The sequence below is a fragment of the Sphingomicrobium aquimarinum genome (genome assembly GCF_039655735.1).
GTDB lineage: Bacteria > Pseudomonadota > Alphaproteobacteria > Sphingomonadales > Sphingomonadaceae > Sphingomicrobium > Sphingomicrobium aquimarinum.
The window spans coordinates 133250-158276 of record NZ_JBBYXH010000002.1 but is presented as its reverse complement, the minus strand read 5'-3'; the positions used below and the strand labels follow the sequence as shown (position 1 = coordinate 158276).

The 25027-nt window shown below is 65.3% G+C and carries 27 protein-coding genes; 14 read left to right on the top strand and 13 right to left on the bottom strand.

The genetic code is table 11. The annotated features are described in order from the left end of the window. Positions 1-102 precede the first annotated feature (102 nt). The 3 genes from WJS89_RS06910 to WJS89_RS06900 form a co-directional block, all read right to left on the bottom strand. Positions 103-870 (bottom strand): SDR family NAD(P)-dependent oxidoreductase, encoded by a 768-nt coding sequence (locus tag WJS89_RS06910; RefSeq protein ID WP_346340213.1) that lies wholly within the window; start codon positions 868-870, stop codon positions 103-105. Between the two features lie 2 nt (positions 871-872). Then, positions 873-1322: a peptidylprolyl isomerase gene (locus WJS89_RS06905; protein WP_346340212.1), complete on the bottom strand. Its 450-nt coding sequence runs from the start codon at positions 1320-1322 to the stop codon at positions 873-875. A 74-nt stretch (positions 1323-1396) separates the two neighbouring features. Continuing rightward, a complete protein-coding gene (locus WJS89_RS06900) occupies positions 1397-2920 on the bottom strand; it encodes an amidohydrolase family protein (protein WP_346340211.1) in 1524 nt (507 codons plus the stop codon). Positions 2921-3050: 130 nt separating this feature from the next. On the opposite strand from WJS89_RS06900, the gene mgtE reads away from it, so the two are divergent. Together mgtE and WJS89_RS06890 are read left to right on the top strand one after the other, a co-directional pair. Next, positions 3051-4439 carry a magnesium transporter gene (gene mgtE, locus WJS89_RS06895; protein WP_346340210.1) on the top strand — a complete coding sequence of 463 codons (1389 nt, stop codon included), beginning with the start codon at positions 3051-3053 and terminating at the stop codon, positions 4437-4439. 40 nt (positions 4440-4479) lie between these two features. Beyond that, the gene (locus WJS89_RS06890) at positions 4480-4881 is read left to right on the top strand and encodes a DUF1489 family protein (RefSeq protein WP_346340209.1); all 402 of its coding nucleotides are present in this window, start codon (positions 4480-4482) and stop codon (positions 4879-4881) included. On the opposite strand, the gene WJS89_RS06885 is transcribed toward WJS89_RS06890, so the two are convergent. The 5 genes from WJS89_RS06885 to dinB form a co-directional block, all read right to left on the bottom strand. Continuing rightward, complete coding sequence (locus tag WJS89_RS06885; protein WP_346340208.1) at positions 4878-5591, bottom strand: GIN domain-containing protein; 714 nt, start codon at positions 5589-5591, stop codon at positions 4878-4880. The two genes, WJS89_RS06890 and WJS89_RS06885, sit on opposite strands and share 4 nt — an antisense overlap. A 51-nt stretch (positions 5592-5642) precedes the next feature. Beyond that, entirely contained in the window at positions 5643-6380 is a 738-nt protein-coding gene (locus WJS89_RS06880; RefSeq protein ID WP_346340207.1) for a head GIN domain-containing protein, read from the bottom strand. Between the two features lie 150 nt (positions 6381-6530). Further along, on the bottom strand, positions 6531-7526 hold the full coding sequence (locus tag WJS89_RS06875) for a M23 family metallopeptidase (RefSeq protein WP_346340206.1): 996 nt from the start codon (positions 7524-7526) through the stop codon (positions 6531-6533). A 178-nt stretch (positions 7527-7704) separates the two neighbouring features. Further along, the gene (locus tag WJS89_RS06870; RefSeq protein WP_346340205.1) at positions 7705-8238 is read right to left on the bottom strand and encodes a CarD family transcriptional regulator; all 534 of its coding nucleotides are present in this window, start codon (positions 8236-8238) and stop codon (positions 7705-7707) included. Between the two features lie 148 nt (positions 8239-8386). Beyond that, a complete protein-coding gene (gene dinB / locus WJS89_RS06865; RefSeq protein ID WP_346340204.1) occupies positions 8387-9508 on the bottom strand; it encodes a DNA polymerase IV in 1122 nt (373 codons plus the stop codon). Between the two features lie 95 nt (positions 9509-9603). Here dinB and sucC point away from each other — a divergent pair, with 95 nt between their 5' ends. Together sucC and WJS89_RS06855 are read left to right on the top strand one after the other, a co-directional pair. After that, complete coding sequence (gene sucC, locus WJS89_RS06860; protein WP_346340203.1) at positions 9604-10800, top strand: ADP-forming succinate--CoA ligase subunit beta; 1197 nt, start codon at positions 9604-9606, stop codon at positions 10798-10800. Next, on the top strand, positions 10797-11249 hold the full coding sequence (locus tag WJS89_RS06855) for a GFA family protein (protein WP_346340202.1): 453 nt from the start codon (positions 10797-10799) through the stop codon (positions 11247-11249). Before sucC ends, WJS89_RS06855 begins: the two co-directional genes overlap by 4 nt. Here WJS89_RS06855 and WJS89_RS06850 read toward each other — a convergent pair. Beyond that, complete coding sequence (locus WJS89_RS06850; RefSeq protein WP_346340201.1) at positions 11246-11866, bottom strand: exopolysaccharide biosynthesis protein; 621 nt, start codon at positions 11864-11866, stop codon at positions 11246-11248. The genes WJS89_RS06855 and WJS89_RS06850 overlap by 4 nt on opposite strands. 128 nt (positions 11867-11994) lie before the next feature. Here WJS89_RS06850 and WJS89_RS06845 point away from each other — a divergent pair, with 128 nt between their 5' ends. From WJS89_RS06845 to WJS89_RS06835, 3 genes are all read left to right on the top strand, one after another. Next, on the top strand, positions 11995-12741 hold the full coding sequence (locus WJS89_RS06845; RefSeq protein ID WP_346340200.1) for an electron transfer flavoprotein subunit beta/FixA family protein: 747 nt from the start codon (positions 11995-11997) through the stop codon (positions 12739-12741). Then, positions 12741-13670 carry an electron transfer flavoprotein subunit alpha/FixB family protein gene (locus WJS89_RS06840; RefSeq protein ID WP_346340199.1) on the top strand — a complete coding sequence of 310 codons (930 nt, stop codon included), beginning with the start codon at positions 12741-12743 and terminating at the stop codon, positions 13668-13670. Before WJS89_RS06845 ends, WJS89_RS06840 begins: the two co-directional genes overlap by 1 nt. A 126-nt stretch (positions 13671-13796) precedes the next feature. Next, positions 13797-14789, top strand: coding sequence for a cupin-like domain-containing protein (locus tag WJS89_RS06835; protein ID WP_346340198.1), 993 nt, complete (start codon positions 13797-13799; stop codon positions 14787-14789). Here WJS89_RS06835 and nhaA read toward each other — a convergent pair. Then, the gene (gene nhaA, locus WJS89_RS06830) at positions 14786-16012 is read right to left on the bottom strand and encodes a Na+/H+ antiporter NhaA (RefSeq protein ID WP_346340197.1); all 1227 of its coding nucleotides are present in this window, start codon (positions 16010-16012) and stop codon (positions 14786-14788) included. The two genes, WJS89_RS06835 and nhaA, sit on opposite strands and share 4 nt — an antisense overlap. Positions 16013-16141: 129 nt before the next feature. Between nhaA and WJS89_RS06825 the strand changes: the two genes are divergently transcribed. Next, positions 16142-16924 (top strand): flavodoxin family protein, encoded by a 783-nt coding sequence (locus WJS89_RS06825; protein WP_346340196.1) that lies wholly within the window; start codon positions 16142-16144, stop codon positions 16922-16924. A 20-nt stretch (positions 16925-16944) separates the two neighbouring features. Here WJS89_RS06825 and WJS89_RS06820 read toward each other — a convergent pair whose 3' ends face one another. Genes WJS89_RS06820 through WJS89_RS06810 form a run of 3 tightly spaced genes read right to left on the bottom strand, consistent with a single transcriptional unit; the run spans position 16945 to position 19238 of the window. Beyond that, positions 16945-17439, bottom strand: coding sequence for a DUF427 domain-containing protein (locus tag WJS89_RS06820; protein WP_346340195.1), 495 nt, complete (start codon positions 17437-17439; stop codon positions 16945-16947). Beyond that, a complete protein-coding gene (locus tag WJS89_RS06815; protein ID WP_346340194.1) occupies positions 17439-18368 on the bottom strand; it encodes an NAD(P)/FAD-dependent oxidoreductase in 930 nt (309 codons plus the stop codon). Before WJS89_RS06815 ends, WJS89_RS06820 begins: the two co-directional genes overlap by 1 nt. Next, complete coding sequence (locus tag WJS89_RS06810; protein ID WP_346340193.1) at positions 18369-19238, bottom strand: dienelactone hydrolase family protein; 870 nt, start codon at positions 19236-19238, stop codon at positions 18369-18371. Positions 19239-19387: 149 nt separating this feature from the next. On the opposite strand from WJS89_RS06810, the gene argC reads away from it, so the two are divergent. From argC to WJS89_RS06780, 6 genes are read left to right on the top strand one after another with little or no spacing between them, the layout of a single operon-like run. Continuing rightward, entirely contained in the window at positions 19388-20398 is a 1011-nt protein-coding gene (argC, locus tag WJS89_RS06805; RefSeq protein ID WP_346340192.1) for an N-acetyl-gamma-glutamyl-phosphate reductase, read from the top strand. Then, the gene (argJ, locus tag WJS89_RS06800; protein ID WP_346340191.1) at positions 20395-21555 is read left to right on the top strand and encodes a bifunctional glutamate N-acetyltransferase/amino-acid acetyltransferase ArgJ; all 1161 of its coding nucleotides are present in this window, start codon (positions 20395-20397) and stop codon (positions 21553-21555) included. The genes argC and argJ overlap by 4 nt, the downstream gene beginning before the upstream one ends. Further along, complete coding sequence (argB, locus tag WJS89_RS06795; RefSeq protein WP_346340190.1) at positions 21552-22463, top strand: acetylglutamate kinase; 912 nt, start codon at positions 21552-21554, stop codon at positions 22461-22463. The genes argJ and argB overlap by 4 nt, the downstream gene beginning before the upstream one ends. After that, positions 22457-23326 carry an ornithine carbamoyltransferase gene (gene argF, locus WJS89_RS06790; protein ID WP_346340189.1) on the top strand — a complete coding sequence of 290 codons (870 nt, stop codon included), beginning with the start codon at positions 22457-22459 and terminating at the stop codon, positions 23324-23326. The genes argB and argF overlap by 7 nt, the downstream gene beginning before the upstream one ends. Next, the gene (locus tag WJS89_RS06785) at positions 23323-23784 is read left to right on the top strand and encodes an arginine repressor (protein ID WP_346340188.1); all 462 of its coding nucleotides are present in this window, start codon (positions 23323-23325) and stop codon (positions 23782-23784) included. The genes argF and WJS89_RS06785 overlap by 4 nt, the downstream gene beginning before the upstream one ends. Continuing rightward, positions 23781-25010, top strand: a complete 1230-nt coding sequence (locus WJS89_RS06780; protein ID WP_346340187.1) for an argininosuccinate synthase — start codon at positions 23781-23783, stop codon at positions 25008-25010. The genes WJS89_RS06785 and WJS89_RS06780 overlap by 4 nt, the downstream gene beginning before the upstream one ends. Positions 25011-25027 lie beyond the last annotated feature (17 nt).

Genomic DNA, 25027 nt, shown 5'->3' with positions numbered 1-25027 from the left:
CGTGAAGCAATCGGGCCCCGTCAGGAGAGGATGTCGAACCGTAGTTCGACAAAACCTTTATCGCACTGCACAACAAATTGTGCAAGCGCGAAATGAACCGCGTTATTTCTTCAACAGGTTGACGGCGCGGCGGACCACGCCACGGGGCAGAAAACGGCTGGAACTGGCGGAAATCTTATTCACCGCGCCGGGCACCACGACGGCCTTGTTGGCATCGAGACCCGCGATCCCCGCGTCGACCACCTCGCGCGCGCCCTTCGAAACGCTGTCCATCGCGCGCTGCATCATCTTGGAAGCCTCGAACCCCGCCACCTCGCCGAATTCGGTCCGAGTCGGGCCGGGGCACAGACAGCTGACCTTGATGCCCTCATCGCGGACTTCCTCGTGCAACGCTTCTGAAAAGCTCAGCACATAGGCCTTGGTGGCGAAATAGACCGCCATGCCGGGCCCCGGCTGGAAGGCCGCGACCGAGGCCACGTTGAGGATCTCGCCCGCTCCGGCTTCCAGCATCGAGGGAAGGACCGCATGCGCCAACTCGGTCAGCACGCCGCAATTGAGGTCGATCATCGAGCGCTGCTGAGCGCCTTCCAATTCAGCGAAGCGACCGACGAGGCCGAACCCTGCATTGTTGATGAGTCGCGCGACCGTCTCGCCCTGGGCGGTGCAGTCGGCCATCAGCGCGGCGGCGGCCCCGGGCCCGGACAGATCCATCGCGACCGCCCGGGCATTCCCCAGCTCGCTCGCCAGTTCCTCGATCCGATCCTTGCGGCGCGCCACGAGCACGAGCCGGTCGCCCCGCCCGGCATAGCGCCGCGCGAATTCGGCGCCGAGACCGGCCGACGCGCCGGTGACGAGCGTGACCGGCGTCATCCTTAGCTGACGGTCGCCTTTTCGATCTTGCCGGGATTGGGGACGGGTTCACCCGTCGGCAGCTGGTCGACATATTCCATGCCGCTCTCGACCTCGCCCCAGACGGTGTACTGGTTGTCGAGGAAGCTCGCATCGTCGAAGCAGATGAAGAACTGGCTGTTGGCCGAGTTGGGGTCGGGCGTGCGCGCCATCGAGCAGGTACCGCGCTTGTGCGGATGGCTCGAGAATTCGGCCTTCAGGTCGGGCAGATCGCTGCCGCCCGTGCCCTGGCCCGTCGGATCGCCACCCTGCGCCATGAAGCCCGGAATGACGCGGTGGAACACGACGCCGTCGTAGAAGCCGTCCTTGGCAAGGCTGGTGATCCGCTCGACATGGTTGGGGGCGAGATCGGGCAGCAGTTTGATGACGACGTCGCCGCCGGTCGAAAGGGTAAGGGTAAGCGTATCGGCCATGAAGGCGGCTCCTGCAGATGTCCTGAAGTGAAAAACGGTTCAGGAGCGCATGTAGGGGCCGCCCGTGCGAATGGCTAGTCCGCGTCCCCCGCTTGCCCCTCGGCGTTGGCCAGCGCCACCCAATCGCGGACGTCCTTCAGATACCGGTCGAGCGTTGCGCGATCATCGAGGTGCCCGTCGAAAATGACCGCCGCGATCGCGTCGCTATGGTCGATGTCTTCGAGCGGATTGGCGGTGAGCAGCAGGAGGTCGGCGAGTTTGCCCGCACGGACCCCGCCGAAATCGTCCGATCGACCGAGATAGTCGGCCGGCACGGTGGTCGCGGCGCGCAGCACGTCCATTTCGGACAAGCCAGCGGCGACGAGGTGGCGCATCTCGTCATGCACCGAAAAACCCGGAAAGGTCATGGTGTCGTTGGCGTCGGTGCCGACCATGACCTTCACGCCGGCATCGTGCGCGATCTTGGTAGTGCGCAGGCCGAGGGCGAAGAAGTCGGCGAGGTCGGCCTTGCGCTCGGCTGACACGGATGCGGTGCGCTCGATATCGCCCTGCCAATGCTCGAGTTGCATGGCGGGAAGATACTGGCGGCGTGCGTCCTCGACATATGCCGCCTCGCCCGCGCGCACGTCGAACTCGCGGGTGATGTGCGTGGGGACGTAGTAGGTTCCGTTGGCGGCCATCGCGGTGACTTGCGCAGCGCAGGTCCCGGCATCGAACGTATCGCGCGCTCTTGCAGGCAGGACCGAGCGATCGGGCCAGTCGCCTTCGCCCCTGAGCGCAGCACCAACGGCGGCGCGGAAGGTTGCACCGTGGGTCGAGCAGTCGAGCGGCAAGTCGCGCGCATGTTCGACCGATGTGAGGCCGAGCGCGGAAAGCTCGCCGATCGAGAACATCAGCGGGACGTGGCCGCCGACCACGATTTCCGCCGCGTTGGCGGCTTCGAGGAGGCCGCGGACGGCGTCGGGGGTCATCTCCTCGCTGATCTTGATGAGTTCGGCCCCGCGTTCGGCAAGCCAAGCGACGCTGGCCGCCGCCTCATCGGCGTCGGTTGGCGTATAGTAGGCAACCGCATCGTCGGCATCCTCGGGCCGGTTGGAGCTGACCTTGGACGAGGAGAGCTGGAGGAGTCTCGGTCCGACGAGATCCCCCGCCTCGATCGCCGCCCGCGAGGTCTGCATCGCATCGAGGCACATCGTGAGGCCGCCCTCGCCGCCCTTGCAGTCGCTGCCCATCTCGCGCGCGCCCGTGACGCCATTGGCACGCATCAGCTTGAGGCTGGAACGGTGGACGGGCGCGAAGCTCGAATGGGTGTGCATGTCGAACAGGCCGGGCATGAGATAATGGCCGCTCGCCACGACCGTTCGCTCGGCAGCGATCGCAATGCTTTCGTGCGGCACGACGGCAATGATCCGGTCGCCATCGATCAGTACGTCCTGGCCTGCGGTGACGGTGCGGCGCTCGGGATCGATGACCGTCACGTCCTCGATGAGCAGCGAGGCACGCACGGGCGCTTGAGCCACGGCGGCTGGCGTCGCGGTCTGACAGGCGGCAAGTGCCGGCGTGAGCATCGCGGCTGCGGCAATCATGGTCGGTTTCATCGTCTTTTATCCCCGTTCGAATGCATAGGATGCTTACTGTATTATATCACTAACACAGAAGGCGCAAGTGTTGTTGCTTGGTTGCCCGCACGCGCATAGGAGGGGGCGGCTGGCGGAAAGGAGGGCGAGAATGAGCGACGATACGACCCTTCTGGAGGAAGATCTGGTCCACGACGCCGAGGACCGGCTGCGCCCCGATTTCGTCCGCGAGGTCGTTGCAGACGTCCGCGAGGGCCGCATCGAGGATGCGTGCGCGCTGGTCGCCGAACTGCACCCGGCCGACCGCGCCGACCTCATCGAACTGGCCGAACCCGAGGACCGCCCTGCGCTGATCGGCGCGCTGGGAAGCCTCCTCGACGCCGACGTCTATGCCGAGATGAACGAGCATGTCCGCGAGCTCGTGGTCGAGGAAATGGACCCGGGCCAAGCCGCCGAACTGACCGGCGACATGGACACCGACGATGCGGTCGCGCTGCTCGAGGATCTCGACGAGTCCGACCAGCGAGCGATCCTCGACGCGATGGAGCCCGACGACCGTGCGGCGGTCGAGGAGGCGCTGACCTTTCCCGAGGAAAGCGCGGGCCGCATCATGCAGCGCGACCTCATCGCGGTGCCCGAACATTGGGAGATCGGGCAGGTCATCGATTACCTTCGCTCGGGCGGGGACGAACTGACCGACGATTTCTGGGAGGTCTTCGTCGTCGGCCCCGCGCATCGCCCGGTCGGAACCGTCCGGCTGTCGACCTTGCTCCGCACGCAGCGCGGGACGCCGGTCACCGCCATCATGCAGGAAGAGCAGACGTTGATCCCGGTCGACATGGACCAGGAAGAAGTGGCGCTGCGCTTCCAGAAATATGCGCTCATCTCGGCGGCGGTGGTCGATGCCTCGGGGCGGCTCGTCGGCATGATCACGGTCGACGACATCGTCCATATCATCGAGGAAGAAGCCAGCGAGGATGCGCTGCTCCTGTCGGGCGCGGGCGAGGGCGACATCAACGAGCCGGTGCGCGAGGCGTATCGCGACCGCGTGCGCTGGCTGATCGCCAATCTCGGCACCGCCATGCTCGCGACCTTCGTCATCGCGCAGTTCGAAGATACGATCGCGCGGCTCGCCATTCTCGCCGCTCTGATGCCGATCGTCGCGGCTTTGGGCGGCAATGCGGGGACGCAGGCGCTTGCCGTCACGGTGCGCGCCATCGCCACCAATCAGCTGACCGGCTCGAACCGGATGCGCGCGATCCGCCGCGAGGGGCTGGTCGCGATGTTGAACGGGCTGACGATCGCCGCCATTCTGGGTGTAGGCGTCGGCTTGGTGCTCGACCCGATGATCGGCGCGGTGATTTCGGTGGCGATCCTGTTCAACATCATGGTCGCGGGTCTGGCGGGGGTGCTGGTGCCCGTAGTTCTCGACCGCTTCGGCGCCGACCCGGCGGTCGCGAGTTCGGTGTTCGTGACGACCGTCACCGATACGTTCGGCTTTCTCGCCTTTCTCGGCCTTGCGAGCGCGGTACTGCTCTAGCCGCTTGAAAATCCCTGACTTTCGCGCCACTTAATGTGCCGTGCCGGTCCATCTCACCAAGGTTGCCTATGGCGTGAAGACGCTGCCGACGCTGGAAAAGCGGATGGCGACGCGCGCGCGTGATGGCGAGGTGCGGATCGTCACCAAACGCCGACCCGTACGCCACGCCGAAGTCTTGGACGGCGGGCGGCTGCACTGGATCGTCAAGCACCGCATCGTCGCGCGCTCCAAGGTGCTGCGGTTCGAGGAACGCTCCGACGGGCGCTGGGATATCGTCATCTCGGAAAAGCTCGAGGGCTGCGGCGCGATCCCCAAGCGCGCGCACCAGGGGTGGCGCTATCTCGAGGACAAGGATGCGCCCGGAACCGACGACGACGGCTCGGGCCTCGCCGATCTCCCGCCGCGGCTTTACGGCAAACTGGCCGCGCTGGCGCTGGTCTAGGGCCGGCAGCCGAGGATCGTCGGCGATCCGGCGGCCGTGACCGTGCAGGCGGGTTGTCCCGCAAACCGCACTTCGCCCGGCCCGACCATGTCTAGCTTCACGGCGCGCGAGGTGCCGAGTTCGGCATAGCCGGGCCCATCGATACCGACCTTAAGGTCGCGCACGTCGAGATCGCTGCCGCGCAGTGCCGACACCCCGCGCAGGACGATCGTCCCGTCTTCCGCGCTGCCTGCAATCTGTGCACTGGCCGCGCCGTTGAGCATGAGGTCGAAGCGGTCGACGTCGAGCTGTCCGATCCGCACCGCGCCCGACCCTTGCACCGACACGCCCAGCTCGAAGCCGTCGACCGCTTCGATGTCGAGCGCGCCCGCACCGTTCACATAGGCCTGTGTGATGTCGTAGGTGCCGATCTCGATGCTGACCGCGCCGCGATCCTCGCCCGGATAGCCGCCCCAGGCGCTGCCCGATTGGCGGATGACGAGTGTCTTGCCGTTGACGCTGACCGAAAGGCTGTCGAGCGCGGCGGGGCTGCCCTTGGCAAGGGCGAAGGGCGAGCGTCCCGTGGTGAGTTTGACGGCGAACCCGCCATCCACGCGCACCTTGTCGAATTCGGTGACGGTGTAGCGCCGCTCGTTCTGGCTGCCGCCGAACTGGGCGTGGGCGGGCGAGGCGAAGGCGACGAGCGCCAGCAGAAGGGCGATGATTCTCATAGGAGAGAAGCATCGCTCCATATGGTTAATTTTTGAAGTAGGCGCGTGGTCTCAGGAGCAATTGACGTCGCCCGAGCCGACCTTGGACACGGTGCACTTGGCGCCGCCGGTGATATCCACATCGCCCGATCCCGCGATCGAGATCGCGACACTCCGCGACACATTGGCGGCGACATCGCCCGAACCGGCGATCGAGACGTCGGCCTCCTGCGCGTTCAACTCTGGATTCTCGAAGCTGCCGGAGCCGGCGATCTCGATCGAAAAGCGCTCGGCGGTGCCATTGGCGCGGATGTCGCCGGAACCGGCGATGTCGAAGTCGGCCGCGGCGACCTTCAGGTTCTGGATCCGCAGGTCGCCCGATCCGGCCACGTCGCCGTCGAAACTGTCGCCCGTCACCTGATCGATCTGGATGAAGCCCGATCCGGCGATCGACGCGCCTTGGAGCGAAGGCGAGGTGATCCGGATTAGCGTCGACGCATCGCCGTCCCAGCGGATCGACGAGCCGTCATTCTTGCGCGGGCGGATACGAAGCCGTCCGTCCTCGACCGAAAAGTCGGTATATTGAATGACGTTGGCGGGTCCCTCCGCCTCGATCGCGATCTCTTTTCCCGGCATGACGACCACCTCGTAAGGCCCGGCGACGGCGAGGCGCGTGAAATCGTCGACTTGCACGGACTGCGTCACGTCCTCGCCGACTTTCATGTCGACATTATCGTTCGAAACGACGCCGATGCAGCTCGAAATGGCTCCGGCCAGGAGTGGAATGGCAGCAGTAGCGACTTTGATCATCGAAGCGTCCCCTGTTACTGTATTGCACGACTAATACGCGTAATGGGGCGGGAAATCAAGATGGGATATCGACCAACGCCGACTGCGGGCCAGTCTGAACTGCGAGGCTTGTAAAGACGCTGCGTTCGAAGGGTTGGGCGCCCAGAGTGCTCAGCGCGATACGGCGAGCGACGGTGCGGTAAGAAGAAGGTCGCCGCGGATCGGCGTGCCCGAGCCGACCCATCGTTCGCCCGAAAAATATCCCTCGAATTGCACCGGCAATCCCTCTCCCGCGCCGTAGGCGGCCGCGGTTGAGAGGTGGTAGTGGAGATGGGGAAGATCGCTGCGCCCGCTGTTGCCACATTCGCCCAGCATCTGCCCGGCGGCGACCGTGTCGCCCGCCGCGACGGCTACGCTGCCCGACTTGAAGTGAGCGAGCATCGAATATTCCCCGTCGCCATGATCGATGATCACATGGTTGCCGGCGGGCTCATCGTCGTTGCGCTTGCCCGGAACATTGTCCTCGATCCCGTCGATCGCGATCGACACCGTTCCACCGGCGGGGGCAACGATCGGAACCCCGAAGCAGTAATGGTCCGAGTTGGTCGCGCCTTCCCCGGCGAACACCTCGCCCGCTCGAGAGACGACGAAATCATGGGCGTAACGCTGCTCGGGCGATGGCGCATGCTTGTTGTAGACCGGGTGCTCGCCTCCCCACGCGACGTACCAGCGATCGCCTTGCGCCAACGTGCCGAGCGGCAGGCGGTAGCGATTGGCGAGCGGACCAGCCTCGCCGGTAGCGGCGAGCGTTGGCGTGGGCTTGATCGACATGGCGACGATCCGCCCGTCGCGACCGAACACGTAACGCCAGGTCACGGAATCGACCTTGGAAAAGCGACTGACGCGATAGAAATCGACATTTCCCGCCTCGCGAAAGGCGGTTTCGAACAGCACTTCGCGTTCGCTCCCGAGCTGTTCGTCGAACTTTTCGGCAAATCCTCGCAGTGCCGTGCGACCGCCGATCGCGGAAAGAAACTCTTCGGTCATGGCCTGTTCGAGACAGTCCGTCGTTCCGGCGAGAAGCTCGGCGGTGTAGGCGTGGACACGCGCTTCGATCGGTGCCTCGGGACAGGCCATTCCCATCAGGGCAAGAGAGAGCAAAGTCATCGTCACACCTTCGCGAGAGATGAAGCAGACGATAGCATAGCCCCTTGTCCCGAGGTTTCAACGTCGGGTCATTGCCGCGAACAAAAAGGCCCGACCATCGCTGGCCGGGCCTCCTTGGTGATGGGATGGGAAGAAGGATTAGGCTTCAGAGGAAGCGTCGAGCGTTCCCCGGACGCTCTTAGGCTTCCTCTTTCTCCGCGTTCCAGATCTTGGCGGCGGCATCGAGGACCTTGAGGATCTTCTTCAAGGCGGTCGGCTCGTCGGTCTTTTCCATCGCAGCCAGCTCGCGCGCGAGGCGCGAAGAGGCGGCTTCGAAGATCTGGCGCTCCGAATAGCTCTGCTCGGGCTGGTCGTCGGCGCGGAAGAGGTCGCGGGTCACTTCGGCGATCAGGATGAGGTCGCCCGAATTGATCTTGGCTTCATATTCCTGCGCGCGGCGCGACCACATGGTGCGCTTGACCTTGGGCTTGGACTTCAACGTTTCCATCGCGTCCTTCATGGCCTTGTCGCTCGACAGCTTGCGCATGCCGGTGCTCTCGGCCTTGCCGACGGGAACGCGCAGCGTCATCTTTTCCTTCTCGAACCGCAGCACGTAGAGTTCGAGCTGCGCGCCCGCGATCTCGGTCGACTGGATTTCGGTCACTTTCCCAACGCCATGCTTGGGATAGACGACATAGTCGCCGACATCGAAAAGAAGAGCTTTGCTCGCCATATGGTGGGTCTCCGGGCTGTATCGCTTGGGCCAAAAATATCGAACCGCCCCCGAACGGGTTCGTCTGTGCCAAGCGGGTTGGTGTTCCTATGAAAGCGCCGCCGCGATGGTCGCGACGGCTTTGCGTAACAATTATATAACAGAAATGTCAGTCGAATGCCAGTCCCAGTTGCTTTGGGCCACTGTCCTCGTCTTCCACGGGCGACGACAGCCCCAGGCCGAGTAGGCGGACCCCTTTTGCCAATGGAAACAATGGCATCAGCAGCGAACGACCCGCCGCGTGAAAGGTTTCCGCCTCGCGCACCGGCCCCCCGAAGCTCTTCGCGCGGGTGATGATTTCGAAATCGGCATATTTGACCTTCAGCGTCACCGTTCGCCCGATGAATCTGGCGCGGTCGATTCGCTCCCAGGCGATCCCGCTGACCCGGTCGAGCTCGGCGAGCAATTCGGCCCGGTCGCGCACGTCGGCGCCGAACGTCCGCTCGGCGCTGCAGCTCTTGCGTACGCGCTCCGAGCGGACCGGGCGCTCGTCGATCCCCCGTGCGATGCGATAATACCAGTCGGCGCTGGAGCCGAAACGCGCGCGCAACTCCTCGATCTTCCATGAGGCAAGATCGGCCCCCGTGTGGATGCCGAGCCTGTTCATGCGCTCGGCGGTCTTCGGCCCCACGCCGTGAAAGCGCTTGACGGGGAGGCTCTGGACGAAGGCGGGTCCCTTCGAGGGCGGGATGACGCACAGCCCGTCGGGCTTGTTCTGGTCCGATGCGAGCTTGGCGATGAACTTGCAGTAGGACACGCCCGCCGATGCCGTGAGGTCGGTTTCCTCCCTGATGCGGCGCCGGATGTCCTCGGCGATGGCGCGACCGCTGCCGAGCCCCTTGGGATCGTCGGTGACGTCGAGATAGGCTTCGTCGAGCGACAGCGGCTGGACCTCTGCGGCGTGGATGGCGAAGATGGCGCGGATCTGCTGCGACACCTCGCGATAGACGTCGAAGCGGGATTTCACGAAGATGAGATCGGGGCATTTGCGCTTCGCCGTGACCGACGGCATTGCCGAGCGCACGCCATATTTGCGTGCCTCGTAGCTGGCCGCCGCGACCACGCCGCGCCCCGTCGATCCGCCGACCGCGACGGGCTTGCCGCGCAAGGCAGGATCGTCGCGCTGCTCGACGCTGGCGAAGAAGGCATCCATGTCGACATGGATGATCTTGCGCCCGTCGGCGCCCGGTTCGGGCAGGTCGGTGGGATCAAAGGCGGTCGGGGGAATCACGGCGTTGGCCCTTCTAGCGGGTTTTCGCGGGGGCCGTGATATGCTTTAGGCGCGAGCGAGTCTTTCATCCGAACAAGCGCAGGAATGCCGATCTCATGAACATTCACGAATATCAGGCCAAGACCGTCCTCAAGGAATATGGCGCGCCGGTGCCCGACGGTCATCCCGCGATGAGCGTCGCCGAGGCGGTCGAGGCCGCCAAGCGCCTTCCGGGGCCCCTCTGGATCGTCAAGGCGCAGATCCATGCGGGTGGACGCGGCAAGGGCCATTTCAAGGAACTGCCCGAAGGCTCCAAGGGTGGCGTGCGGCTGGCGCGCAGCCTCGAGGAAGTCGAAGCGGCGGCCAAGGAGATGCTCGGCAATACGCTCGTGACGGTGCAGACGGGCGACGAGGGCAAAGAAGTCCAGCGGCTCTACGTCACCGACGGGGTCGATATCGACAAGGAATTCTACCTCGCGATGCTCGTGGACCGTGCGAGCGGAAAGCTCGCGATCGTCGCCAGCCCCGAGGGCGGCATGGACATCGAGCAGGTCGCCCACGACACGCCCGAAAAGGTGCATACCATCCTCGTCGACCCGGCCACCGGCCTGATGCCGCATCACGGCCGCTCGGTCGCCGCCGCGCTGGGGCTCGAAGGCGGGCTCGCCAAGCAGGCCGCCAGGGTCACTGCAGCGCTCTACAAGGCGTTTCTCGGCACCGATGCCAGCCAGATCGAGATCAACCCGCTCGCCGTCTCGGGCGAGGATCTGCTGGTGCTCGACGCCAAGGTCGGCTTCGACGGCAATGCGATGTTCCGCCACAAGGACATTGAGGAACTGCGCGACCTTACCGAGGAAGACCCGATGGAGGTCGAGGCGTCGAAGTACGACCTCGCCTACATCAAACTGGATGGCGACATCGGCTGCATGGTCAATGGCGCGGGCCTCGCCATGGCGACGATGGACATCATCAAGCTGAACGGCGCCTTCCCCGCCAACTTCCTCGACGTCGGCGGCGGCGCATCGAAGGAAAAGGTCACCGCGGCCTTCAAGATCATCTTGTCGGACCCGGCGGTGAAGGGCGTGCTCGTCAACATCTTCGGCGGTATCATGCGCTGCGACACGATCGCCGAGGGCATCGTCGCGGCGGCCAAGGAAGTCGAACTCGACGTGCCGCTGGTCGTCCGTCTCGAAGGCACCAAGGTCGCCGAGGGTAAGGAAGTGCTGGCGAATTCGGGGCTCCCGATCATCGCCGCCGACGATCTCGGCGATGCCGCCAAGAAGATCGTCGCGCAGGTCAAAGAGGCCGCATGAGCGAACGTTACGAGGGAAGCTGCCGGTGCGGCGCGGTTCGCTTCGCCGCCACCGGTAGCCCCCTCGTGACGATGGCCTGCCATTGCCGCGGCTGTCAGCAGATGACCGGCGGGGCCTTCTCGCTCAGCAGCCTCTATCCTTGGGACAAAGTCGAGGTTCTGGAGGGCCAAACCGTGCGCGGCGGGCTGGGAACCGGCCCCGACCACCAGCATTGCGCGAAATGCCACAGTTGGCTCTGGACCACGCCCGACGGCCTCGAGGGCTATGCGAACGTCCGCTCGAGCCAGTTCGACGATGCTGCGGCCCACCGTCCGTTTATCGAGGTTCACCTGTCAGAGGCGCTCCCCGGAGCCACGGGGGTGGCGCAAAAGGCATTCGACGGGGTCCCCGACGCCGAGACGTTCCCGAAACTGTTCGCTGCCTACGCCGAGTGGGACGAGCGGGCCTAGCCTCCACCGCCCATCAGCAGTTGGCTCAATCCGAAGCCCACCGCCGCAAGCCCCACGGTCACGCTGACGAGCAACAGGATTCCGTCGCGCACCAAGAGCGCGAGGCCGATGAAGACGATCGCCAGCATAGGGCCGGCGCTGGCAAATGGCAGGAATTCGAGCGGCGGGACGGCGAAGCACAAAAGCAGGATTACGACGGCCGCAAGCTTGATGAAGACGCCGCGGGTCAGCTTGCGCAGCCTCTTGTGGAACCATGAGTCCATGCGTTCGGCGATCGGCTCTACCTTCTCGGCGGCCTTCTTGAGCTTGTCGCCGTTGACCTCGCGATTCTCGATCACGCCGGGTATCCAGATATGATCGCGCCCGAGCAGCATCTGCACCGCGAAGATAGCGATGGTGATAGCGAGGAAGGTCGGGACACCGGGGATCGCGCCGATCGGCGAGAGTTCGAGCAGTGCGGGGACGATCATGAACGGCGCGTAGGTACGCGTCCCGAACGCATCGGCCATGTCACCGACCGACACCTCGCCCTTTTCCTCGCCGACTTTCTCGAGACAATCGAGAATGTCCGCGATCGAATGGACTTCGTAGTCGCCGCTGCCTTTGTGCGTGCTCATGAAGGCCTCAACGGCGCGCCGGGTGATTCGTTGCGGCTCCGTGCCGCTACGGAACTTTGGCGGTTTGACGCGCGCTTCTGGGACAAGCATATCGCGCCCGAGAAAATCAATTCAGGAGAGCAAGCCCCATGAAGCTGCTGGTCGCCGTCAAACGGGTGATCGACTATAATGTCAAACCGCGCATCAAGCCCGATGGCAGCGGAGTCGATCTCGCCAACGTCAAGATGAGCATGAACCCCTTCGACGAAATCGCCGTCGAGGAAGCCGTCCGGTTGAAAGAAGCCGGGACCGCCGAGGAGATCGTCGCGGTCTCGGTCGGCCCGGCCAAGGCGCAGGAGACGCTCCGCACCGCGCTGGCGATGGGTGCCGACCGCGCCATCCTGGTACAGACCGACGAGGACGTCGAGCCGCTGGGCGTCGCCAAGCTGCTCGAGAAAATCGTGGCCGAAGAGAGCCCCGACATGGTCATCCTCGGCAAGCAGGCGATCGACGACGACACCAACGCGACGGGCCAGATGCTCGCCGCGTTGCTCGAGTGGCCGCAGGGCACATTCGCGAGCAAGGTCGAGCCGTCCGACGGCAAGATCGCCGTCACGCGTGAGGTCGATGGCGGGCTCGAGACGGTCAGCCTGTCGCTGCCGGCGGTGGTCACGACCGATCTTCGCCTGAACGAGCCGCGCTACGCCTCGTTGCCCAACATCATGAAGGCCAAGAAGAAGCCGCTCGATACCAAGTCGCCCGACGATTACGGCGTCGATGTCGGTCGCCGCCTCACCATCACCAAGGTTGCCGAACCGCCCAAGCGCGAGGCGGGCGAGAAGGTCGAGAGCGTCGATGCGATCGTCGCCAAACTGAAAGAAATGGGGGTCGCGTAATGAAGACGCTTGTTTATGTCGAACATGACGGTGCCGCCGTTTCGGACGCCACGCTGAGCGCGATAACCGCTGCCAAGAAGCTGGGCGATGTCGATCTGCTCGTTCTCGGCGAAGGGGTGAGCGGGATCGGCGATGCCGCGTCGAAGATCGACGGGGTGGGCACTGTCCATGTCGCCGAGGGCGCGCATCTCAAGCACCAGCTGGCCGAGGAAGTCACGCCGGTGATCGTTTCGGCGATGGAGGGCTACGATGCCTTTCTCGCGGCCGCGACCACCACAGGCAAGAATATCGCGCCGCGCGTCGCCGCCAAGCTCGATGTGTCGCCGATCAGCGATATCATCTCGGTCGAAGGCGAGAGCAGCTTCACTCGGCCCATCTACGCAGGCAACGCCATCGCGACCGTCGAAAGCGCGGACGCCAAGAAGGTCATCACCGTGCGCGGCACGTCCTTTGAAAAGGCTGCGGCGGAAGGCGGCTCTGGCAGTGTCTCCGCACTCGATGTCGGTGGTGCCGCAGGCAAATCCGATTTCGTCTCGGCCACCGAGAGCGAGGGCGATCGTCCCGATCTCACCAGCGCAGGCGTCGTCGTCTCGGGCGGACGTGCATTCGGCTCGGCGGAGAAATTCCACGAGTTGCTCGACCCGCTCGCCGACAAACTGGACGCCGCCATCGGTGCCAGCCGCGCGGCGGTCGATGCGGGCTACGCGCCCAACGACTATCAGGTCGGCCAGACGGGCAAGATCGTGGCGCCCGAAGTGTATATCGCGATCGGTATCTCGGGCGCGATCCAGCACCTGGCCGGGATGAAGGACAGCAAGGTCATCATCGCTATCAACAAGGACGAGGAAGCCCCGATCTTCCAGGTCGCGGACGTCGGCTATGTCGGCGACCTCTTCGAGGCGGTACCGGAGCTAACCAGCAAGCTCTAGGGTGACGAACCTGATCGAAGGGCGGCGGGGCAGCGCGCTCCGCCGTCCTTTTTTTTGTCCGAAGGGCACGCATCGCCGCGGCAGATTGCGGTCGTCGCGAGGGATCCCCTGCGTTAGGGTGTGCGGATGACCACGATGAAGGACATGATTGCCGACGCGTTGCTCGAGGGCGCGAGCGAGACGGAACTTCGCGACCGGTTGATCGCGGACGGCGCCTCGCCGGCGAAGGCCGACTATGAGTTGAAGCGGCTGGAGAAGGATTCCTATGCCCATGCGCTCATCAAGGCATCGCGCCGGTTGGCCAAGCGCGACTGGACGCTGCGGCTCTACGGAAAGCTCGCGGCACAGCGCTCGGGCGACCTCTCCATCGCGCAAGAGGAGTGCATCGATCCGCAGCATTTTCTCGATGCCTATTACCTCGCCAACCGGCCGGTGAAGCTGACGGGGCTGGTCGATCGCTGGGACGCGCTTGGGACGTGGGATCTCGACTATCTCGATAAGCTTGTCGGCGACCGCATGGTCGAGGTGCAGGAGAAGCGCGAGAGCGCGGCAGATTACGAGATTGCCAAGGATCGCCACCGGCGGATCGTGCCGATGCGCGAGATCACTGAGCGCCTACGTGCGCTGGGTGACGAGCCGAGCAACGACTTTTACGTCACCGCCTATAACGACAGCACGAACAAGCAGACTCTTGCCCCGCTATGGAAGGATCTCGGCCCCGTTTCCATCCTGTCGGCAGGTGGCGGCAACGAGGGTTTCTTCTGGATGGGACCCAAGGGCACGCTGACGCCCTTCCATCACGACCTCACCAACAATCTGCTGGTGCAGGTCAAGGGCCGCAAGCGGGTTCGCATGGTGCCGAGCTGGGAAGTCGGACGGATGAAGAATTTCATCCATTGCTTCTCCGGTCGCGACCCGAGCCACTGGTCGACGGCGGCGGACAATCCCTCGCTCCCGCCGATGCTCGAGACGGTCATCGGTCCGGGCGAGGCGATCTTCCTGCCGATCGGCTGGTGGCATCATGTAGAGGCGCTCGACGCCTCCATGTCGATGAGCTTCACCAACTTCGCCGCGGACAATGACTTTCTTGCGGGCTATCCGGCGGACACGCGCTTCTAGCTCGCCCGTTCCTTCAATTCATCGTCTGCCACGAAGACATCGTCCGCACGGTCGATCTCGTCGCTCGTGCTTGGAGTGGGCGGCGTGAAGCGCAGGATCGAATAGCCCAGCAACGCGCTCAACAGCGAACCTGCCAGCGTCCCGATCTTCGCAGCGTCGACCATCTCCGGATTGTCCGGGAAGGCGAGCTTGCCGATGAACAGGCTCATCGTGAACCCGATCCCGCACAGCGCCGCAGCCCCGTAGATCTGTGCCCAGCGCGTGCCGCGGGGGCGCGACGCGAGGCCGGCCTTGCAAGCGCCGTAGATCGCGCCGAACACACCGATCTGCTTGCCGATGAACAGCCCCAGCATGACGCCCAACTCGACGGGCGAGAAGATCGCGCCGAAATTGCTCGGCAGCTTCACGCCCGCGGCGACGAAACCGAAGATGGGGACGATGACGAACATGACCCACGGGTGGATGTCATGCTCCAGCTGGCGCAGCGGCGACTTCTTCTCGCCCCGGCCCAGCGGGATGGTCAGCGCGGCGATGACGCCTGCGATGGTGGCGTGGACGCCGCTGGCGAGCACGAGATACCAGAGGATCGCGAAGCCGATGAGATACCAGATCAGCCGCCGCACACCGTAAAGCGCCATCACCGACATGATCAGCGTGACGCCCAGCGCGCCGCCCAGCGCCCAAGTGTTGAGGTCGGCGGTATAGAACACCGCAATGATAATGACGGCGCCGATATCGTCGACGATCGCGATGGTGACGAGCAGCAGCTTGATCGAGGCGGGCGCGAACCGCCCGAGGATCGCGAGCACGCCGATCGCGAAGGCGATATCGGTGGCGGCGGGGATCGCCCAGCCGTTGATACGCTCCGGATCGAAGCCGACGACGAAGGCGTAGACGAGCGCGGGGATCGCCATCCCGCCGATGGCCGCAATGATCGGCAGGCGGCGGGCCTGGCTGTCGGCCAGTCGTCCTTCGAACCACTCGCGCTTCACCTCCAACCCGACGAGCAGGAAGAAGACCGCCATCAGGCCGTCGATTACCCAATATTCCACACTGAAGACGCCGAACCGCGGCCATTCCGGTCCGAACTTGAATTCGAGGAAATGCTGGTAGGTCTCGGCCAGAGGCGAGTTGGCCGCGATGAGCGCGAGTGCCGCGGCGGCGATCAACGCCACTCCGGCGCGCTTCTCTTCCTGCTGAACCTGCTGCGGGGTCTTTGCCATGCGGGGGGTGATAGCCAGAGGTTGCAGGGCAAGTCGACCCGTTTTTCCCCAAAAAAACACGTTCGCCGGCGTAACATTCGGCGTTCGTACGCGTAGGCCACAGTGATTGAGGCGAGGAAGGACAAGGCAATGACCCGATTGAGCGAGCAACAGGCGACCATCTGCGAGGCCTCCGAGGTTGACTTCACGGGGCTGAAGGCGGTGCTCGTCAACGCGAGCCTGAAGCCTCCCGGCGAGGATAGCCACACCGACACGCTCCTCGACGTGGTCGACGAGATTTTCACCCGCGGCGGTGTCGGCATCGATCGCCTGCGACTGTCGGACCATCTGCTGGCGCCCGGCGTCTATCCGGACATGACCGAGCATGGATGGGAGCGCGACGACTGGCCGAAGATCTGCGACCGCGTTCTCGATGCCGACATCCTCGTGCTTGGAACGCCGATCTGGCTGGGCGAGAAATCATCGCTGGCGCAAGGCTTCATCGAGAAACTGTACGCCCATTCGGGGCAGACCAACGACAAGGGCCAGTACCGCTTCTACGGGAAGGTCGGCGGGTGCGTCGTGACCGGCAACGAGGACGGCATCAAACATGTCGCGGCCGGATGCCTCTACGCCATGAGCCATGTCGGCTACACCATCCCCCCGCAGGCCGACTGCGGGTGGATCGGCGAGGCTGGCCCCGGACCGAGCTATGGCGATGAAAAGAAGAACGGGAACGGGCGGGTCGGCTTCGACAATGTCTTCACGCAGCGCAATACGACCTTCATGGCCTTCAATCTCCTGCATTTCGCGAAGATGCTGAAGGACCAGGGCGGGGTGCCAGCGGTGGGGAATGTGCGCACCGAGTGGGACGACGGCTCGAAACCCGGATGGCCCAATCCGGAATATCGCAGGGACGATTCGGAGGAATAGGCCGAAACCTAGAGCGCTTCTCACCAGAAGCGACTTCCCGGCACCCCCTTGAACGGGCCGGCGAGATCAGCGGTGATCCAGCCGCCGTAGAACCCGCCGGGTTGCGGCGTGACCTGTTCGCCATCCACCAGGACGGTGTCGAAGGGCGCCGCGTAAAAGGCGATATGGTCTTTCAACGCCGCGAACGACGCAGAGGGATCGGGATAGCCCCACCCGGCCCTCTCGAAGCGTTCATCGCCGATCAGCACGTCCCAGTAGCGCGCCTGCCCTTTCCACTCGCACAAGGACCGTCCCTTGCCGTGTTCGAGCAGCGCCATGTCGATATCGTCCGGCGGAAGATAATAGGTGGGCGGGTGGCTCGTTTCCAATGTTCGTACGGCTCGCCGCGTGTCGGCAAGCGTCACGCCGCGATGCGCGATGCGGATATGGCGCGACGTGGGTTCGGCGATGGCGGGACGCGGATAGTCCCAGACACTCTCCTGGCCGGGGCGCACAGGGTCGGGACGCGGGCGCACTAGTCGAGGACCTCGCCCAAGGCCTCGCCGAGGCGGTCGCCCGAAACGAAGCCATTCTCGACCCGCGGCCCGAGCATCCAGTCGCCGCAGACGCCGAGCCGCTTCTCGCCGTCGATCAGGAAATCGCGATCCGCGCTTCCCGACCGGGCGTAGCGCCAGCGGTGCGCGGCAAGATATTCGGGGCGCGCGGCGGCGCCTGTCCGTTCGCGGAATACCGCCATCAGCGTTTCTGCGACGTCGGCTGGATCGTCCTCGAGATGGGCCTCGCTCCAGTCCGGACCGGCCTGCACGACCCAGCACTCTTCCTCCCCGCGACCGGGCTTTGCATTGTTGCGCGCTGCCCAGCCGATCGGCCCGGCATCGCGCAGGATGTCACCGTGCGGGAGGGGCTCGGCAAAGGCGGCCATCACGGTCCAGCAGGGCGAGGAGTTCGTGCGCCGCGCACAGTCCGCGAAGTTGGGCGCATGGTCTTCGAGAAGAGGGGCGGCCTGTTCGGCAGGAACGGCGACGACGAGCGCATCGAAGGGGGCGCCTGCGATTCCATCGCCGACGAGATGCCATGAAGCGCCGCGCCGTTCCACGGCATCGACTTTCGTCTCGAAACGGACATCGGCACGTTCGGCGAGCGCTTTGACGGGGGCATTCATCGACGGCGTGCCGACGAAGGCCTCGCTTCCCGCGGCTGGCCAGCGTGCGGCAACCCCCTCGCGCTCCCACTCTTTTACAACCGCTCGGAAGCGGTCGTCGCGCGCGGTGAAATATTGCGCGCCATGATCGAAGTGCAGCGTCGTATCGCCGCGCGGGACCCGGCGCGTCGCCATCCGCCCACCGGGACCGCGCCCCTTGTCGAACAATTGGACGTCGTGCCGGGCGAGGGCGCGCCCACAGGCCAGTCCGGCGATCCCCGCGCCGACGATGGCGACGCGCATCTAGGCGCTGCGAACGGCGTCGTAGAGCGCGATCTTGCGTCCGTAAGCACGTTCGGCGGCGGCCTGGGCGTAGGCGGGGCTGTCGAGAACCGTCCAGCCATGATCGCCCGCATAGACCTCGATTTCGGCGGGCCGACCGGCTGCTTGGGCGGCGGCGCGGAGCGCACGCTTGGCGTCGGGGCTTTCGGCGTCGTCATCCTGCGCGATCGCGAAGAGGAAGCGCGCCTGCGTCTCATCGAGCTGCCGGTGGGGACTGTCGGCTGCGTCGGTGACGAGACCGCCGCCGTGGAAACTGGCTGCGGCACGGACGCGGTCGGGCCGCGCGACGGCGGAGCGGACGGTGAAGGGGCCGCCCATGCAATAGCCTTCGGTCACGATCCCGATATCGCTATCGACCTGCGCCTGCGCATCGAGCCAATCGACGAGGGCATTGGTGTCGGAGCGCAGGGCCTCGGGCGTCAGCTTGTCGCGCCACGGGCCGACAAGTTCGAAACCGTTGCGTTCCCGGAAGGTCGCGAAATCGGCGAACTGGGGTGCCTTCGTGTCACGGTAATAGGGATTGGCGACAAGCACCGCACGTCCGGTGGACGCGGTTCGCCGCGCCATCACCTCGAAGGCGGGACGCAGCGATGCGATGTCGGGCCACACGATGACCGCTTGGCTTTCGACACCCGACGGCGCGACGAAAAAGGCATCCATCACCCCATCGGGGGTCGTGATCGACACGTTGCGTTCCGAAAGCCCGGACCGCCCCGGCCGGCCGCCGACATTGCTGCATGCGGCCAGCGTGGTCGCCAATCCGAGAGCGGCGAAGCGACGTCGGCTGAGATTGAGTAGCTCGGTATCGAGGAAGGAATCTTTTTCGCACATCGCGCATCTCCTGCTGGCCAGTGCTTCGCAAGCGAGCGAGCGGAGCGTCCTGTTCCCTCCGTTTCCCGCAGTCGCACCACAACCGCATAAATATGCTGTTTAGTGCATAACTATTGAACTTGCGTGCGGGGTTATGCATATGGCGCGCCATGACGATCTATCGGACCATGATTCTCGGAGCGAGTGGCTTTGTCGGAGGCGAATTGTGTCGCCTGCTCGCGGGCCACCCTGCGATGGAGGCATCGATCCTCGTCGGGCAAGGCGACGTGGGCCGTGCGCTGGGCGAGGTGCATCCGCATCTCGCGGCGCACGGCGCAGCCGTGATCGAACCCTACGACCCATTGCGGCTTGCCGACGTCGACGTCGTGTTTGCGGCATTGCCGCACGGCGCTACGCAGGATCTCGCCGAGACAATATTGGACGCGGGCGTGACCTTCGTCGACCTGGGCGCCGACTTTCGCCTCGACAGCGCGCAGGAATTCCAGCGCTGGTATGGCGAGGCGCATCGCGCTTCCGACCTGCTCGGCCGCTTCGCCTACGGCATTCCGGAGCTCCACCGCGACGCGATCGGCAAGAGCAAGGCGGTCGCGGCCGCAGGCTGTTATGCCACGGCGGCGATCCTCACCCTGGCGCCATTGGTCCGGGCCGGATTGCTGGAGCCGGGGAGCCTGACGGTCGACGGGCTGTCGGGGGTTTCGGGGGCGGGCAAGTCCCCGTCCGCGACGACCCATTTCAACCATGTCCACGCTTCGGTGCGCGCCTATGGCCTTCTCACCCACCGTCATACCGCCGAAATGCAGATGGCGCTCGGACAGGAGCTGCTGTTCACGCCGCATCTCGTCCCGATGGATCGCGGCATCCTCGTCACCTGCCATGCGATGGCGGCGACAACGGGTGACCCGCTCGACGTGCTGCGCGCGGCCTACGCGGACGAACCGTTCATCCACGTCACGGAAGAGCCGCCGTCCACCAAAGCGGTCATGGGAAGCAACCTGGCGCATGTGACCGCGCGGCGCTGCGAGCGGACCGGCCGCATTCTCGCGCTCGGCGCCATCGACAATCTCGTGAAAGGAGCCGCCGGACAGATGATCCAATGCGCCAACCTCATGCTCGGGCTCGACGAAGCCACGGGCCTTCCGCGTGAAGGAATGTGGCCATGAGCGTCACCGCAGCGCCCGGGTTCGTGACGGGCGGGATGCATTGCGGCGTCAAGCAGCGCCGCCGCGACCTGGCGATCATCGCCACCGACGATGGTCGACCCGTCGCTGCCGCGGGGGTCTTCACGCGCAACAAGTTCGTCGCGCCGCCCGTCACCTTTTCGCGCAAGCAACTTTCGGACAATGGCGGCATGGCCAGCGCGATCGTAGTCAATTCAGGCAATGCCAATGCCGGCACGGGGGACAAGGGTCTTGCCGACGCCAAGGCCATGGCCTCCGCGACCGCACAGGCTCTGGGCACCGACGCCGCGCACTGCCTTGTCTGCTCGACGGGGATCATCGGCACGCCCTTGCCGATGGCGAAGATCGAGGCGGGCATCGGCGCGCTGGCTCCCTCGCTGTCGAAGAACGCCCATCTCAAGGCGGCAAGCGCGATCCTCACCACCGACCATGTGCCCAAGGAAGCGGTCGTCGAGGGGTCCAATTTCACGCTCGGCGGCATGGCGAAAGGATGCGGCATGATCGCGCCCGACATGGCGACGATGCTGGCCTTTCTCACGACCGATGCGGAACTGTCGCCCGACGAGATGACCGCGATGCTGCGCCAAGCGGCAGATGCGAGCTTCAATCGCCTCAATGTCGACGGGGCGACCTCGACCAATGATACGGTCCTCATGCTCGCCAACGGCCGCGCGGGGCCGGTCGACAAGGCCGAGTTCCAGGCGGCGCTGACCGAGCTGTGCAACCAACTCACGCTGCTGATGGCGCGCGATGCCGAGGGGGTCACGAAGATCGTCCACCTGACGGTCGAAGGCGCGGCGAGCGAGGAGGACGCGCGGCGCTGCGCCAAGGCCATCGCCGAGAACAATCTCGTCAAGTGCAGCTGGCATGGCGCCGACCCGTATTGGGGCCGGATTCTCGCCGCCGCGGGAAGCTGCGGCGTTGCGATCGATATCGAACGCTCGCGCGTGGCCTATGGCGGTACCGCGGTTGCCGAAGCGGGCATCGAGGTGCCGCACGATGGCGGCGCCGTGCTCGCGCACATGCAGCAGGACGAGGTGGAGATCCTGCTCGACATGGGCGTCGGCAGCGCGTCGACGACGACGATCGGAATCGATCTCGGCCCGGGCTACATCAAGGAAAATGTGGTGACGTCATGAGCGGAATTGCGACCGGCAGTCACCGGATCGGCGGACGCACGCCGGCCGATACCGCCACGATCCTCGTCGAGGCGCTGCCCTACGTGAAGGGGTTCGCGGGGAAGACGATCGTCGTCAAGCTGGGGGGCAACGCCATCGACGCCGAGGTCGACAAGGCGCTCGCGCAGGACATCCTGCTGCTCCGCCAGGTTGGCGTGCGCTGCATCGTGGTTCACGGCGGCGGGCCGCAGATCGACGAGACGCTGCGCGCCTTCCGCATCGAGCGGAAGTTCTCGGGCGGGCTGCGGGTCACCGATGCTGAAACGCTGCAGGCGGTGCGCATGACGCTGGTCGGCAAGGTCAATCGCGATCTCGTCGCCAAGTTCAATGTCGAGGCCAACGACGACCCCGTGGCGGTCGGCGTGTCCGGAGAGGACGGCGGCCTGCTCGTCGCCCGGCAGATGGATCCGGCGCTCGGCTTCGTTGGCACGGTCGAGCATGTGCGCGCCTCGTTGCTGACCCGCCTTCTCGACGAAGGGCTCGTCCCCATCGTATCGACGGTCGGTGCGGATCGAAGCGGCCAGCCGTTCAATATCAATGCCGATGCCGCTGCCTGCGCTATCGCGGCGGCGGTCGATGCGGAGAAGATCGTCTATCTCACCGCCGCCCCCGGTCTTTTGCGCGATGCCGACGACGCTGGAAGCCTGATCGAGCGGCTCACGCCGGACGAGGCGCGGGCGATGTTGGGGTCGGGCGGCGTTGGCGAAGGGATGATCCCCAAGCTGACCGCCTGCATCGACGCGGTGGAGGGCGGTGTGCCCCGTGCGCATATTCTCGACGGGCGGATCGCCCACTCGCTGCTCATCGAAATGCTGACCGACGAGGGGATCGGCACGATGATTTCAAAGGAAGGAATGGCGCGATGCTGACGCTGGCCGAACTGTCCGCCGACGATCTGCGGGCCATCCTCGAGCGCGCGCGCGGGGATGTGGGGCGACCGCTCGAGGGCAAGGGCGCGGCGCTTCTTTTCGAGAAGCCCTCGGCGCGTACGCGGCACTCGATGGAGATGGCGGTCGTCGATCTGGGCGGACACCCCGTCACGGTCCGCGCCGACGAGGTCGGCATCGGCGGCCGCGAGAGCGTCGAGGACGTTGCACGCACGTTCGCCTGCTATCACGCGCTCATCGCGGCGCGGGTGAAGGACCATGGCGTGCTCGAGGCGATGCAGGCCGCGGTGCCCGATACGCCGGTCGTCAATATGCTGTCCGACATCGCGCACCCGCTTCAAGGGCTCGCAGACCTGCTCACGATCAAGGAACTGACGGGATCGGTCGAAGGCAAGACGATCGCCTTCGTCGGCGATGGAAACAATGTCGCCCGCAGCCTTGCCGAAGGAGCCTCCAAATTGGGCGCGACCTTCCGCCTCGCCGCACCCGAGGGTTACGGTTTCGATGCCGAGACCGCAGCGCTGGAAGGCGTCGAGGCGCATCACGATCCCGCGGACGCGGTAGCGGGCGCCGAGATCGTCTACACCGACGTCTGGGTGTCGATGGGCCAGGACGAGGAAGGTGCGGCGCGTCTTGCCGCCTTCGCCCCCTTCGCGGTCGACGATGCGCTGATGGCCCGCGCCAGACCCGACGCGCACTTTCTCCATTGCCTGCCCGCCATTCGCGGACAGGAAGTGACCGCATCCGTGATCGACGGGCCGCAAAGCGCGGTGTGGCGACAGGCCGAGAACCGCCGTCACAGCGCCCGGGCGGCCTTGTCGTGGATTTTGGAGTACCGCAAATGAGCAAACTTTCCGATCGACGCCGGGCGCTCGAGACGATGCTGCGCGAAGGCGGCGTCGCCAGTCAGGAGGAACTGGTGGAGCGGCTCGCCGATGCGGGGCATCCGACGACGCAGGCGACCGTCAGCCGCGATCTCGACGCCATCGGTGCGGTGAAGGGCCGCAAGGACGGCAAAACCGCTTACCTGCTGCCCGACCAGCTTTCCGAGCTCGATGCGCGCACCAATGATCTCGACCGGATTCTCTCCGAGTGGGTCGTGCGCGCCGAGGCGACCGGGTTCATGGTCGTCGTCCGCTCGAAGCCGGGCTCGGCCCATGTCGTCGGCGCGGCGCTCGATGCCGCCGACCTTCCCGGCGTCGTCGGCACGATCGCCGGCGACGACACGCTCTTCGTGGCGGTGCGCGACGGACATAGTCCCAACGCGCTCGCCGCCGCCCTTTCCAAAGGAACCACGCCGTGACCCATCCCCCCAAGAAGATCGTCCTCGCCTATTCGGGCGGCCTCGATACCTCGATCATGCTCAAATGGCTGCAGACCGAATATGACGCCGAAGTGGTGACCTTCACCGCCGACCTCGGGCAGGGCGGCGAGGTCGAGGAAGCACGACGGAAAGCCGAACTTCTGGGCATCAGCCCCGAGAATATCTTCATCGAGGATCTGCGCGAGGAATTCGTGCGCGACTTCGTCTTTCCGATGTTCCGCGCCAATGCACTGTACGAGGGTCAGTATCTGCTCGGCACCTCGATCGCGCGGCCGCTGATTTCGAAGTGGCAGGTCGATATCGCAGCACGCGTTGGCGCGGATGCGGTCTGTCACGGCGCGACCGGCAAGGGCAATGACCAGGTGCGCTTCGAACTCGGCTATTATGCGCTCGATCCCGACATCAAGGTGATCGCGCCGTGGCGCGACTGGGAGTTCAGGTCGCGCGGCGATCTTCTGGGCTTCGCCGAAGCGCACCAGATCCCGATCGCCAAGGACAAGCGCGGCGAGGCGCCCTTCTCGATCGACGCGAACCTGCTGCACTCCTCGTCCGAGGGCCGCGTGCTCGAGGATCCCGCGGTCGACGCGCCCGACTATGTTTTCCAGCGCACCGTCAGCCCCGAAGAGGCGCCCGACACGCCGACGCTCGTGACGATCGGGTTCGAACGGGGCGACCCCGTGTCGGTCGACGGCGAGACGCTGTCGCCCGCGACGCTGCTCGCAAAGCTCAACGAACTGGGCGGCGCGAACGGCATCGGGCGGCTCGATCTGGTCGAGAACCGCCAGGTGGGCATGAAGTCGCGCGGCATCTACGAGACGCCTGGCGGCACCGTGCTGCTTGCCGCGCGGCGAGGGATGGAGAGCCTGACGCTGGATGCAGGAGCGATGCATCTCAAGGACGAACTCATGCCGCGCTACGCCAAGCTGGTCTACGACGGCTTCTGGTTCGCGCCCGAACGCGAGATGTTGCAGGCGGCGATCGATGCCAGCCAGGGACCGGTGACGGGCGAGGTGACGGTCAAGCTCTACAAGGGCAACGCGACCGTGGTCGGGCGCACCAGCCCCTATTCGCTTTACGACGAGGATCTGGTCACCTTCGAGGAAGGGTCGGGCAGCTACGACCAGAAGGATGCCGAGGGCTTCATCAAGTTGCGCGCCCTGCGGCTGCGCACGGTGGCCAAACAGCGCGAGGCGATGGACGCATGAGCGAGGGCGCAAATCCG